This is a genomic window from Microbacterium sp. CFH 31415 (assembly GCF_022538185.1).
GTDB lineage: Bacteria > Actinomycetota > Actinomycetes > Actinomycetales > Microbacteriaceae > Microbacterium.
Map to the genome: position 1 here is coordinate 223,801 of NZ_JAKYXC010000005.1, position 13,006 is coordinate 236,806.

Consider the following 13,006-nt stretch of genomic DNA (forward strand, 5'->3'; position numbering starts at 1 on the left):
TCGCGGCGGGTCAGCCGGCGGGGGTGAGGGTCAGGGTGTTCGTCGTCGCCTCCGCGATGGCGTCGCGCGAGAACGCCCACGGCGTGAGCTGCGCCTCCTGCCAGGCCGCCGTCTGGTCGATGTAGTTCGGGTGGAAGGCGTGCCCGCTGGTGCCGGTCAGCTGGTTCCAGCTCGAGTCGTCGAAGTCGGCCAGGTCGACGATCATGCGCATCGAGGGAACGGTGACGGTGGCGAAGCCGTCGGCGTCCATCACCCAGCCCGTCGCGTTGACGACCGATGAGCCGCCGCCGACCGGGAACGGGCCGCGGTTGAAGAGCCACTCGATCGGCGCGATGCCCGACGACCCGAAGGTGTCGCTGCGCAGGGGGAGCGCATGCAGCGAGCCCCAGTTCCACTTCGACGGGTTCTCGCCCTGCAGCTCGACGATCCGCTGGTAGGCGTCGACGGCCGAGCGCTCCAGCATCTCCTGCTGGTTCGCAACGCCGAGCGCCTCGTTCGTCCACCACTCCGAAGCGGGATCGCGCAGCAGCCCGTCGACGACGAGGAACAGGCGGGCCTGGTCTGACAGCGGGACAGGATTCTCGCGCCCCTCGACGAAGAGGTTGCGGGCGAGCTCGCTCCACAGGACGTTCGCATAGGCCGCGGCCGCGGAGGAGGCGTCGTTCTGCGCGTCCCACGTGCGCAGCAGGTCGAGCGCGGCATCCGTCCCCTCATCACCGGTCTGCAGCTCGCTGTAGGCACCCGACAGGCGCATGCCGAGGAAGAAGCCGTTGTCGGCCTGGATGTCGCGCATGTCCTCGGCCGTCAGAGGAGCATTCGCCGAGGCGCGCTGCAGCAGGTCGACGATGCGCGCCGCGCGCCAGCCGTAGTCCCAGTCGCGCGTGAGGAAGTGCGGGTACTCGTCGCCGACCACGGCGTTGTTGGCCGTGACGATGTAGCCCTCGTCCGGGTTGTAGGAGACGGGCAGCTCCTCGAAGGGGATGAAGCCCTGCCAGTCGTACGCCGAGTCCCAGCCGGGCTGCGGCATCGAGCCGTCGCCGGCACCGCGGATCGGCAGCGAGCCCGGCGTCTGATACCCGATGTTGCCGTCGACGTCGGCATAGACGAGGTTCTGTGCGGGCACGGCGAAGAGCGCCGCCGCGCTGCGGAACTCGTCGAAATCCTGAGCTCGGTTGAGCGCGAAGATGGCCGACGGGGTGGTGGACGGCGTGAGGGCCGTCCACTGCAGGCTCACCGCGTAGTCGCCCCCCGGAGCGCCGGACGGCTGCGTGACGGTGCCGCCGGTGCCCGTGTACGGGTCGTCGCCGACGGACGTGTAGGCCTCGGTGAGGCCAGAGATGATCGGGCCGTGCACCGTCGAGCGGATCTCGAGCTCGACGTCGTCGCCACCGGCCACCTCGAGGGTCTCGGTGCGCACGTCGAGCGGCACGAGCGCGCCGTCGCGCCAGTAGCTGTCGCCCTCGACCTTCTCCAGGTACAGGTCGGTGACGTCGGTGGTGAGGTTGGTGAATCCCCAGGCGATGCGGCCGTTGTGCCCGATGATCACACCCGGCACGCCCGAGAGGCCGAACCCGGCGACGTTGTACGCACACTCCTCCGAGACGACCTTGCACCTGAGGCCGACCTGATGCCACACGCTCGGGAGCGAGGCGCCGAGGTGCGGGTCGTTGGCGAGGAGCGGCTTGCCGCTCTCGGTGAGGTCACCCGAGACGACCCACGAGTTCGAGCCGATGCCCTCACCGACACCGCCGACCAGCGTGCTCACGGCCTCGATGACGCCGTCGACCTCCGACCACTCGATCGACGCGGTCGCCGCCTTCGCCTCGGCGTCGGGCACGATGTCGGCCAGGGTGCCGACGGCGGGGACCGAGGAGATCGACGGCACGATCACCGGGTTGCGGTCGAAGGGATACGCGGGGTACAGCTGCTGCATCTGCTCCTGGCTGAACCCGGGCGCCATGACGGCGCGCTCCGTCTCCTCCTCGAGGTTGGAGCGGAGGTCCCAGGCCATCGCCTTGAGCCAGGCGACCGAGTCGGCCGGCGTCCACGGCTCGATCTCGTACGCGTCGTTCTGCAGTCCGAGCACGGCGTACTCGAACGAGGCGTCGGCGCCCTGATGATCAGCGAGGTACGCGTTCACGCCGTCGGCGTAGGCGTCGTAGTACGAGCGGGTGGTCTCGTCGAGCGCCTCGACCTCCTGCTCGGCGATCGCCCGCCAGCCGAGCGTGCGCAGGAACCGGTCGGTCGGCAGCTGCGACTCGCCGAACAGCTCCGACAGGCGGCCGCTGGTCACGTGGCGGCGGAAATCCATCTCCCAGAAGCGGTCTTGCGCGTGGACGTACCCCTGTGCGAAGAAGAGGTCGTCGGCCGTGGTGGCCGTGATCGTCGGAACGCCGAGCACGTCGCGCTGGACGGTGACCTCTTCGCCGAGTCCGGCGACGGCGACGGCGCCGTCGAGCTGCGGGAACGAGCGCTGGATCGTATAGACGACGAACCCGGTCGCGATCAGCGCGAGCACGACGATGCCGGCGACGATGCTGTAGACCGTGAGGCCGATCGTGCGGCCGACGGAGCGGCGGCGCGGCACCTCGGTGGTCTCGGCGTCGACGTGCTCAGGGGAGGACTTCAGCATTGAAGAGCTTTCGGATCGGGCGCGGGTAGGACGCGATGTCACGCACCGCGAACCCCAGTGTCGCGCATTCGGGTTCGCGCGGCACCGCCCTGCATCGTATCCCGGGCCCGATCACGCGGCCAATCCTCTGGGGAGAACATGCCATCCCGGTCTCCCCGGGCGGGAGGTCGCGTCGCGAAGTCGTCGCGGGTCAGTCTGTGCCGGCGTCGTACATCGCCGACTCGGATGCCGCCTCGATCGCCTCGTCGAGGGCCTCGGCCGCGGCATCCTGCGACTCGACGCGCCCGGTGATCTCGTCGGCCTCACCCGCCGTCACGCGGCCCACGAGGTCGCCGGCCGCTCCGCCGATGATGCCGGCGGCGGCATAGTGCTCGAGGCGGCTGCGCGAGTCCGCGATGTCGAGGTTGCGCATGGTGAGCTGACCGATGCGGTCGGTCGGGCCGAACGCGGCGTCGCCCACACGCTCCATCGAGAGCTTCTCGGGGTGGTACGACAGACCGGGGCCGGTGGTGTCGAGGATCGTGTAGTCCTCGCCGCGGCGCAGGCGCAGCGTCACCGAGCCGGTGATCGTCGAGCCGACCCACTTCTGGATCGACTCGCGCAGCATGAGGGACTGCGGCTCGAGCCAGCGGCCCTCGTACATGAGGCGGCCGAGGCGACGGCCCTGCTCGTGGTAGGTCGCGAGCGTGTCTTCGTTCAGGATGCCGTTGACCAGGCGCTCGTACGCCGTGAACAGCAGCGCCATGCCGGGCGCCTCGTAGACTCCGCGAGACTTCGCCTCGATGATGCGGTTCTCGATCTGGTCGCTCATGCCCAGGCCGTGACGGCCGCCGATGCGGTTCGCCTCGAAGACGAGCTCGACGGGGTCGGCGTACTCCACGCCGTTGAGGGCGACCGGGCGACCGGCTTCGAAGGTCACCGTGACGTCTTCGGCCTCGATCTGCACCGACGGGTCCCAGAAGCGCACGCCCATGATGGGCTCGACGGTCTCGAGTGAGACGTCGAGGTGCTCGAGGGTCTTGGCTTCGTGCGTGGCGCCCCAGATGTTCGCGTCCGTCGAGTACGCCTTCTCCACCGAGTCGCGGTACGGGAAGCCGTGTTCGACGAGCCACTCGCTCATCTCCTTGCGACCGCCGAGCTCGGTGACGAAGTCGGCGTCGAGCCACGGCTTGTAGATGCGCAGCGCGGGGTTGGCCAGCAGGCCGTAGCGGTAGAACCGCTCGATGTCGTTGCCCTTGTAGGTCGAGCCGTCGCCCCAGATGTCGACGCCGTCGTCCTTCATGGCGCGCACGAGCAGTGTGCCCGTCACCGCGCGGCCGATCGGCGTGGTGTTGAAGTAGGTGCGCCCGCCGGAGCGGATGTGGAAGGCGCCGCAGGCGAGGGCGCCGAAGCCCTCCTCGACGAGCGCGGGCTTGCAGTCGACGAGCCGCGAGACCTCGGCGCCGTACGTGAGGGCACGGTCGGGGATCGACTCGATGTCGTCTTCGTCGGGCTGGCCGAGGTCACCGGTGTAGGTGCACGGGATCGCGCCCTTGTCACGCATCCACGCCACGGCGACGGAGGTGTCCAGACCCCCGGAGAAGGCGATGCCGACGCGCTCGCCGACGGGCAGGGACTGAAGGACCTTCGACATGTCTCCAGTCTAGTTGCGGGCATGATCGCACATTTTCGGTGTGACGGGGCGGAATGGCGCGAGAGCCCACAAAGGGCCAAGGTTGGAGTATGAGCATTCACGTGAACGCCGACAATTTCGCGCGTGCGGAAACCGACCGCATGTTCGCGGACATCCAGCGCGATGCCGGCGGCGTGAACACCTTCCGGCATAACCGCGAGCCCGCGTCGATCGACGCGCAGACGGTCATCCGGCTGAACCGCGACACCCTCTACAGCTTCGCGATCGTCGACCTGTCGGAGGGGGCCACGCTCGTCGTCCCCGACGCCGGGGAGCGGTACCTCTCGGTGATGATCGTCGACCGCGACCACTACGTGCGCGCGGTCCTCCACGACGCCGGTACCTACGACCTCGCCGAACGGGCGCCGGGCGCGGACTATGTGCTCGTCGCCGCCCGTACGCTGGTGGATCCCGACGACCCCGATGACCTGGCGCGCGTGGCCGAGGTGCAGGACGCCCTGCAGCTCGAGGCCGCATCGGCGGTCGCCTTCGTCGGCGACGAGTACGACCCCGCGTCGCTCGACGCCACGCGCAGCGCGCTCCTCGCGCTCGCCGCAGGACTCCGCTCATTCGAGCGCACGTTCGGCTCGCGCGACGAGGTCGACCCGGTGCGGCACCTGATCGGAACCGCCGCCGGATGGGGCGGCCTGCCGGTGTCGGAGGCGTCGTACGTCGGCGTGGACCCTCAGCTTCCGGTCGGCTTCTACGACCTCTCGATGCACGACGTGCCGGTCGACGCATTCTGGTCGGTCTCGGTCTACAACGCCGAGGGCTACTTCCAGCCGAACGACGAGGGGCGCTACACCGTCAACAGCGTCACGGGGCACCGCGACGACGACGGCGTCGTGACCGTGCACTTCACGCCGCCGGGGGCGGCGACAGAGCCCAACAGCATCCCGCTTCCCGAAGGCTGGAACTACCTCATCCGCCTCTACCGCCCGCAGCCGGCGTTCGCCGCCGGCGAGTGGCATGTGCCCGATCTGGTGCGCCGTCGCGACCGTGAGGCGGAATTCGCCGCCGATCATCCGACAGATGAGGGGACGGATGCCGCGGCCGGCGACGACGTGATCGACGCGGTTCCGCGGCACCACGACGGCGTCGGTGCGGGTGAGCCGGACGCAGCCGGGTCTGACGGGGCGGCCGACGCGGCGCCCTACGCTGAGGCGGCCGTCGACGCCGAGGCGGCCACCGACGCCGAGGCCTACGAGGGCCCCGACGTCGAGGTGTCCGACGACGTTGCACCGCCCGCGAACGCGGCCGACGGAGCACATCGCGAGGCCGACACCGGAGCCACTCCCGTCGCGTAGCGGGCGCGGCGCGGCATCCGCTCTCTCGGTGTCAGCGCCCCTCGACCTCCGCCTGCCGCGCTTCGCCCCACTCGTCCTCGAGGTGGTCGCCGGTGAGGTGATCGAGCTCGCGCTCGGCGCCGACACGGCGGCCCCACCACACGATGAGCGTGGCGAGGACGAGGAAGGCGGTCGAGATGACCACGATCCAGAACATCACGGTCGACCAGCCGCCGGAGCCGTACGGGTTCAGGAACGGATAGGGGTACCAGTACGGGTCACCGGTGACGGGGTTCGTCACGAGCGACCCGCGCAGCATCGTGTAGAGAACCCACAGGATCGGGAACGCGATGATCGCCCATACGGCGCGCCACGGCAGCGCCCGCCGCAGGGGGCCGACGAACAGGTCGGCGAGCAGGAACAGCGGGCCGATGAGGTGGAGCACCTCGTTCGACCAAGGGATCGGCGCGCTGCCCTGGTCGAGCTCGATCTGACGCAGCAGCAGGTTGTAGACCACGCCCGTGATGATCATGTACGTCGTCACGCAGGCGAGCGACAGCGCGAGCGCGGGCGGCTCCGCGTCGGCCTGACGGCCGCGCGTGAAGAACCACACCGCAGCCCAGATCAGCACGACCGCCGTGAGGCTGTTCGAGAGGATCGTGAAGAAGCTGAAGAAGTTCGCCAGCGTGGTGCCGACATCCCGCCCCAGTTCCGCCGCCGTCGACAGCGACTTCGCCAGCTGCGCGACGACGGCGGCGATGATCAGGGCGGCCATGGCGAGCCGCATGACGGACCAGGTCTGCGCCCACGCCTTCGATCGCATGGCGCCACCTTAGCGGCGGGCGCGCAGCGCGCCCCCGATAGGATGGGGTGTAACCGTCCGATAACGGGGGAGTAGCCCATGCCAGGCATCGTGATCGTCGGAGTCCAGTGGGGAGACGAGGGCAAGGGCAAGGCCACCGATCTCCTGGGCGACCGCACCGACTGGGTCGTCAAGTTCAACGGCGGCAACAATGCGGGCCACACCGTCGTCATCGGCGACGAGAAGTACGCGCTGCACCTGCTGCCCAGCGGCATCCTGTCGCCCGGCGTCAACGCCGTGATCGGCAACGGCGTGGTGATCGATCTCGAGGTGCTCTTCGCCGAGCTCGAGGCCCTGCACGCGCGCGGCGTCGATACCTCTCGCCTGCGGGTGAGCGCCAACGCCCACATCATCACGCAGTACCACCGCACGCTCGACAAGGTCACCGAGCGGTTCCTCGGCAAGCGACAGATCGGCACGACCGGTCGCGGCATCGGCCCTGCGTACGCCGACAAGATCAACCGCGTCGGCATCCGCGTGCAGGATCTCTTCGACGAGAACATCCTGCGCCAGAAGGTCGACGGCGCGCTCGACCAGAAGAACCACCTGCTGGTGAAGATCTTCAACCGCCGCGCCATCACCGCCGACGAGATCGTCGAAGACCTCCTCTCGTATGCCGACCGCCTGCGCCCGATGGTCGCCGACACCGGACTGCTCCTCAACGAGGCGCTCGACGCGGGCGACGTTGTCGTGTTCGAGGGCGGCCAGGCCACGATGCTCGACGTCGACCACGGCACGTACCCGTTCGTCACGTCCTCGTCGGCGACCGCCGGCGGCGCCGCGACCGGCTCGGGCGTGGGCCCCAACCGCCTCGACCGGATCGTCGGCATCGTCAAGGCCTACACGACCCGCGTGGGTGCCGGCCCGTTCCCGACCGAGCTCTTCGACGAGAACGGCGACTTCCTGCGTTCGCGCGGGTTCGAGTTCGGCACGACCACCGGTCGCCCTCGCCGTGTCGGCTGGTACGACGCGCCCATCACCCGCTACGCGACGCGCATCAACGGCATCACCGACCTGGTGCTCACGAAGCTCGACATCCTCACCGGGCTCGACCAGATCCCGGTGTGCGTCGCGTACGAGGTCGAGGGGGAGCGGTTCGACGAAGTGCCGGTCAACCAGTCGGACTTCCACCACGCCAAGCCGATCCTCGAGTACTTCCCCGGCTGGAAGCAGGACATCTCGACCGCGCGCACGTTCGACGACCTCCCGCGCGAGGCGCAGGAGTACGTCCTCGCGCTCGAGGCGATGAGCGGCACACGCATCTCGGTGATCGGCGTCGGCGCCGCGCGCGACGCAGTCATCGTGCGCCACGACCTCATCGACTGACCCGGGCTGCCGGACGACCTTCCGCGCGACCTTCCGCCTTGCTCAGAACAGGAGTTCTGGCGGAGAAAGGCCCATGGACGGCGATAACGTCCTGTTCTCGCCGGAACACCTGTTCTCGGACCGTAGGAGTGCTGCATGAGATTCTGGCTGGGCGGGTACACCTCCGACATGGACGGCGTCGCGAGCGGGATCGGGATGCTGCACGCCGGTGCCCCGGACGACGGATCGGCGGGCGGTCCCCTGAGCTTCGCGGGCGAGGTCGCGCACACCGACTCCCCCTCGTGGGTCGCCGCCCATCCCACGCGCGACGTGGTCTACGCGGCCCTCGAGGCGCGGGGCGCCGTGCAGGCATTCCGGCGCACGGGCGAGGCATCCTTCGTCCCCCTCGGCGAAGCCGTCCCCGCGGGTGAGGCGACCTGCCACGTCGCTGTGGCGCCGGACGGCGGGTCGCTGATCGCGTCGTGCTGGGGCGACGGCCGCGTCGTGCGCATGTCGCTGGATGCCGCGGGCCGGCCCTCGTCGCCGGTGATCGCTGCGGCGGCCGTCGATCCGCATGGCCCCCGCGGCGATGCGGCGGGCGCCGGCCCGGCCGACCTCGACCTGGCCGCTGCCGCGCGCGCCCTGCGCGACGCGGCGGGGCCGGAGTACGCGCACCTCGTGCCCGGACACGACGCGGCGGCCGCCGCCGACGGAGACGCGGGGGCCGCGGCATCCGCTCGCCCGTCCCGCGCCCACCAGGCCACGTTCCTGACCGGCGGGCTCATCGTGACGACCGATCTGGGGCACGACCTCGTGCGGTTCTGGCGCGCCGGCCCGACGGGACTGCGACCCGGTCAGCAGGTCGTCCTGCCGAAGGGGAGCGGCCCCCGGCACGTGGTCGTGCACCCGAGCGGCCACCTGTACGTGGTGACGGAGTTCTCGTGCGAGGTGTTCGCGCTCGCCGCGTCGGCGGACGGCACGTGGCGGGTCGTGGGCGGGACCGCGCTCGGCGCCGGCGGCGTGCTGCCGGGCGACTCGGCGGCCGAGCTCGCGCCATCGCGTGACGGCGAGTTCCTCTACGCCGGTGTGCGCGGCAGCAACACCCTCGCGACCGTGCGCGTGCGCGGCGCCGGCGAGACGCTCAGCCCCGTCGCGCTCGTGGACGCGGGAGTGGACTGGCCGCGCCACCACGTCGTCGTGCGCGACACCCTGCTGGTCGCGGGGCAGCGCTCCGACGAGGTGGCGTCGCTCACGCTCGACCTGCGCACGGGTGTGCCGGGTCGGGTGCGCCACCGCACCCCTGCGCCGTCTCCGACCTGTCTTCTTCCGGCGGCCTGACGCTCCGAGCCTCCTCGTGGACTAGCGCTTCGCGTCCTGCCGCGGGATGAACACCTGCTTGATGATCAGCAGGATCGACGCGGTGACCGGGATCGCGACGAGCGCTCCCAGCAGGCCGAGCAGCGTGCCGCCGACCATCGCGCCGATGACCACCAGCGCACCCGGCACCGAGATCGCCTTGTTCATGACGCGCGGCGTCAGCACGTAGGCCTCGAGCTGCATGTAGATCAGGTAGACGATCGCGAAGATCAGCGCGGGCAGCCAGCCGGTGAACAGGGCGATGATCGTGGCGGTGATCCAGTAGAGCACCGAGCCGATGAGCGGGATGAGGGTGATGAGGAACGCGAGCACGCCCATGAGCGCGGGGAAGGGCAGACCGAGGAACAGGTGGAGGAAGAAGGCCACCAGCGAGTTGCAGAACGCCAGCACGACCATGCCCATCAGGTAGGCGCCGATCGAGTCGGTGATCTGGTTCGTCATCTCCGTCGCCTTCGGGCGGTTCCGGGCGGGCGCGAACTGCATGAACGCCACCTTCATCGCGGGGAGCCCGGCCAGGAAGTACAGGCTCAGCACGAGCACGATGATGAGACCGGAGATCGTCGTGCCGACGCTGAGGGCGAAGTTGAGCACGCCGCCGCCGATCGCGGCGATGTTCGCGGGGTTGGTGAGGAAGGTCTCGACCTGCTGCAACATGGTGCCCACCTGCGTGCCGAAGGTGTCGCTCAGCCACGCGTAGAAGTCGGAACTCTGGAACGCGTCTATGGTCGCGGGAAGATCGCCGAAGAAGGCCGTGATCTGCTTCACGAGCGCCGGCACGACGAGCAGCAGCACTCCGGCGAAGATGACGGCGAAGACCGTGTAGACGATGATGATCGCCCACGCGCGGCCGACCTTGTGCCTTTCGAACCACCGCACGACGGGGTCGAGGCCCAGCGCGACGAAGAGCGCGAACACGACGTAGATGATGATCGTCGAGAGATTCCAGAAGGCCAGGCCGAGAAGGATGGCGACCAGCCCGCCCAGCGTCAGCAGCAGGCCGAGGCTGAACGGGTGATTGAGGTTCGCCCAGAAGGTCTTCGACTCGGGGGCCTCACCCGAGAACTCCGCGACGCCGTCGGGCACCGCATCGCCCTGCGCGTGCGCCGCGTTCGTGCCCGACGCCGGATCGGCGGCCAGCGGAGCGAGGGTCTCGGCGTCGCTCGCGCCCAGCGAGGAGGAGGCGTCGTCGGTCATGCGTCACACTCTAGGGGCGGGGGTCGGATCGAACGACGGGCCGCTCCGCAAATCACCCCGTGCGGGCGACACGCGCCGGATTCCGGCCGAACCGCTCGGGTATCGTCGTTGCGGAGGAGGACCCATGACCGAGGACCCGACGACCACGCTGCACCGGCTGCGCAGCAGCATCGACAACATCGACGCCTCGCTCGTCTACCTTCTCGCCGAGCGCTTCAAGGCGACGAAGCAGGTCGGTCGCCTGAAGGCCGAGCATGGGATGCCGGCGTCCGACCCCGCCCGCGAGGAGCAGCAGGTCGCCCGCCTCCGGCGCCTGGCCGAGGAGGCCGACCTCGACCCAGCGTTCGCCGAGAAGTGGTTCAACTTCGTCGTCGCCGAGGTCATCCGCCACCACACCGAGGCGGCCGACAGCCGCTGAGCCGCGAGGGCTACGGGACCGCGCGGCGGAGCGTCAGGTACGACACCCCGGCCAGCACCGCGCCGAGCAGCAGCCCCCACAGGGCCAGTCCGAGGGCGCCCTGCGTCGCGAACCAGGTGAACACCTCGGCCCAGGCATCCATCCGGCCGACGAGATACATCCACAGCACCAGCAGCGCGCCGAGCCCGACGAGCACCAGCGTGACCGCGATCGTGCCGGCCCGCTTGTAGATGGTGGCCGCCCAGAAGCCCGAGACGAAGACCAGCATCGCGGCGGTGAACCAGAACACCAGCGCGACGGCGGGCCCGCCCTCCCACACCCAGGGGAGGTAGAAGAAGTAGCCGTTGAGTCCCCAGCCGCCGGTCGCGTTCTCGATGGCGCCGCCGACGACGTACACCGAAGCGAGGACGAGGCTCGACGCCGCCGCGGTGAGCAGGGTGCCGATGTAGAACTCGCGCCGCGTCACGCTCATCGCCTGGGAGAAGGGGAAGCTGAGGGTGAGGGACTGGACGCCGACGACGCAGAAGTACCACAGCGGTGCCTGCGCGCCGCCGCCGTACTTCTCGCCGGTCACGCCCGCGCTCTCGAGCATGGCGTAGATGGCGAGGGTGAGCAGGAAGGCGCCGCCCAGCACGAGCAGCGGAACCCAGATGTAGGTCTGCCGGTTGATCAGCTGCATGCGGACGACGTTGACGGTGCGGCTCATCGCAGTGCTCCTTCGTCGAGGGGGGTCTGTTCCGTGACGCCGGCGGCGTGCTGGGTGGTGCGCACGATCAGCTGCTGCAGCGACACCGGGGCGACCTCGAGGCCCTCGGCGTCGAGCCGCGCCCGGTCGGCGTCGGTGAGGGCGCCGAGCACCGTCACCGACGAGACGTGGCCCAGGCTCTCGCGGTGGATCACCTCACGGCCGGCGATGAATCGCTCGACCGCGGCCGAGGGGCCCACGATGTTCGCGGCGCGGTCCCGCACGGCATCCGTGTCCTCATCCATGATGATGCGGCCGCGGTCGATCACGATCACGCGCTCGATGAGGTTGGAGACCTCGTCGATCAGGTGGCTGGACAGGATGATCGTGCGCGGGTGCGCGGCATAGTCGGCGAGCAGCCGATCGTAGAAGATCTGCCGGGCGACGGCGTCGAGTCCGAGGTAGGGCTCGTCGAAGAACGTGACTTCGGCGCGCGACGCGAGCCCGATGATGACGCCGACGGCCGAGAGCTGACCGCGCGACAGCTTCTTGATGCGCCGGTTCATCGGCAGCTGGAAGTCGTCGATGAGGCGGTCGGCCAGCTCCTGGCTCCAGTTCGGGAAGAACAGCCGTGCCGTCTTGAACGCGTGCGCGGGCTTCGCGTCGTCCGGGTACTTCTGGCTCTCGCGCACGAAGCACATGCGCCCGAGTACCTTCGCGTTCTCGTAGGGGTTCTCGCCGAACACGCGGACCTCGCCGTGCGTGGGGAAGTTCTGCGCGGTGAGGATGGACATGACCGTGGTCTTGCCGGCGCCGTTGCGCCCCAGCAGACCATAGATCGTGTCCTTCTCGATCGTGAAGGTCACGTCGTCGACGGCGAGCGTCTCGCGGTAGCGCTTGGTGAGCCCCTTCACCTCGATCACGTGCGTCATCGTGCGTCTCCTTCGGTAGCGGCTGCGAACGCGTTCGCGCGGTCGCGGATCAGGTCGGTGAGGTCCTCGGCAGCGAGGCCGAGGGTGCGCGCCTCGGCGAGCAGCGGCTCGACGTAGCGGTCGGCGAAGGCGGCGCGTCGCTCTGCGAGCAGGCGCTCGCGGGCGCCGGCCGCGACGAACATGCCGATCCCGCGCCGCTTGTAGATCACGCCCTTGTCGACGAGCATGGCGATTCCCTTCGCGGCAGTGGCGGGGTTGATGCGGTAGAAGCCGGCGAGCTCGTTCGTCGACGGGGCACGGCCCTCTTCGGGCAGGCTGCCGTCGACGATGGAGTCCTCCACGCTCTCGGCGATCTGGAGGAACAGCGCCCGGCCTTCTTCGATCACACTGACCTCGCCTTGTCGGTTACTTACCCGACTAACTAACCATAGAACCGGATGCTGCGCAAGTGCCGGTACGGCAACTGCAGGCCCGGCCCCGCGGCCCGCACGTGCTGATATCACGCGTGCGCGGCTAGCGAGCAGGTCGACACCTGTCGAATTTGCCTTGCTCTGACAAGGATGAGACGTTGGATCAGGCCCACTGCGGGCCACTCCCGACCAGTCCGCGGTCGCGGCAGAGCCCTGGGGGGCCACGCCGCGCA

Annotated in this window: 11 protein-coding genes; 4 read left to right on the forward strand and 7 right to left on the reverse strand. The window is 69.6% G+C overall.

Annotated elements, in window-relative coordinates; translation table 11 throughout:
• Positions 1-10: 10 nt before the first annotated feature.
• Both MK786_RS07705 and argG read right to left on the reverse strand, forming a co-directional pair.
• Positions 11-2,632 carry a penicillin acylase family protein gene (locus MK786_RS07705; protein WP_241111637.1) on the reverse strand — a complete coding sequence of 874 codons (2,622 nt, stop codon included), beginning with the start codon at positions 2,630-2,632 and terminating at the stop codon, positions 11-13.
• Positions 2,633-2,822: 190 nt separating this feature from the next.
• Positions 2,823-4,265 (reverse strand): argininosuccinate synthase, encoded by a 1,443-nt coding sequence (gene argG, locus MK786_RS07710; protein ID WP_241111638.1) that lies wholly within the window; start codon positions 4,263-4,265, stop codon positions 2,823-2,825.
• An 89-nt stretch (positions 4,266-4,354) separates the two neighbouring features.
• On the opposite strand from argG, the gene MK786_RS07715 reads away from it, so the two are divergent.
• Positions 4,355-5,611 carry a DUF1254 domain-containing protein gene (locus MK786_RS07715; RefSeq protein ID WP_241111639.1) on the forward strand — a complete coding sequence of 419 codons (1,257 nt, stop codon included), beginning with the start codon at positions 4,355-4,357 and terminating at the stop codon, positions 5,609-5,611.
• Positions 5,612-5,642: 31 nt separating this feature from the next.
• Here the strand turns inward: MK786_RS07715 and MK786_RS07720 are convergent, their stop codons facing one another.
• Positions 5,643-6,413 (reverse strand): Pr6Pr family membrane protein, encoded by a 771-nt coding sequence (locus MK786_RS07720; protein WP_241111640.1) that lies wholly within the window; start codon positions 6,411-6,413, stop codon positions 5,643-5,645.
• Positions 6,414-6,491: 78 nt separating this feature from the next.
• On the opposite strand from MK786_RS07720, the gene MK786_RS07725 reads away from it, so the two are divergent.
• Together MK786_RS07725 and MK786_RS07730 are read left to right on the forward strand one after the other, a co-directional pair.
• Positions 6,492-7,778: an adenylosuccinate synthase gene (locus MK786_RS07725; protein ID WP_241111641.1), complete on the forward strand. Its 1,287-nt coding sequence runs from the start codon at positions 6,492-6,494 to the stop codon at positions 7,776-7,778.
• A 135-nt stretch (positions 7,779-7,913) separates the two neighbouring features.
• Positions 7,914-9,095 carry a beta-propeller fold lactonase family protein gene (locus MK786_RS07730; protein ID WP_241111642.1) on the forward strand — a complete coding sequence of 394 codons (1,182 nt, stop codon included), beginning with the start codon at positions 7,914-7,916 and terminating at the stop codon, positions 9,093-9,095.
• Between the two features lie 21 nt (positions 9,096-9,116).
• Here the strand turns inward: MK786_RS07730 and MK786_RS07735 are convergent, their stop codons facing one another.
• Positions 9,117-10,328 carry an AI-2E family transporter gene (locus MK786_RS07735; protein WP_241111643.1) on the reverse strand — a complete coding sequence of 404 codons (1,212 nt, stop codon included), beginning with the start codon at positions 10,326-10,328 and terminating at the stop codon, positions 9,117-9,119.
• Positions 10,329-10,452: 124 nt separating this feature from the next.
• Here MK786_RS07735 and MK786_RS07740 point away from each other — a divergent pair, with 124 nt between their 5' ends.
• Positions 10,453-10,746 (forward strand): chorismate mutase, encoded by a 294-nt coding sequence (locus tag MK786_RS07740; RefSeq protein ID WP_241111644.1) that lies wholly within the window; start codon positions 10,453-10,455, stop codon positions 10,744-10,746.
• Positions 10,747-10,756: 10 nt separating this feature from the next.
• Here the strand turns inward: MK786_RS07740 and MK786_RS07745 are convergent, their stop codons facing one another.
• Genes MK786_RS07745 through MK786_RS07755 form a run of 3 tightly spaced genes read right to left on the reverse strand, consistent with a single transcriptional unit; the run spans position 10,757 to position 12,749 of the window.
• The gene (locus tag MK786_RS07745; protein WP_241111645.1) at positions 10,757-11,452 is read right to left on the reverse strand and encodes a hypothetical protein; all 696 of its coding nucleotides are present in this window, start codon (positions 11,450-11,452) and stop codon (positions 10,757-10,759) included.
• The gene (locus tag MK786_RS07750; RefSeq protein WP_241111646.1) at positions 11,449-12,363 is read right to left on the reverse strand and encodes an ABC transporter ATP-binding protein; all 915 of its coding nucleotides are present in this window, start codon (positions 12,361-12,363) and stop codon (positions 11,449-11,451) included. The genes MK786_RS07745 and MK786_RS07750 overlap by 4 nt, the downstream gene beginning before the upstream one ends.
• Positions 12,360-12,749: a GntR family transcriptional regulator gene (locus MK786_RS07755; protein ID WP_241111647.1), complete on the reverse strand. Its 390-nt coding sequence runs from the start codon at positions 12,747-12,749 to the stop codon at positions 12,360-12,362. The genes MK786_RS07750 and MK786_RS07755 overlap by 4 nt, the downstream gene beginning before the upstream one ends.
• Between the last annotated feature and the right edge of the window lie 257 nt (positions 12,750-13,006).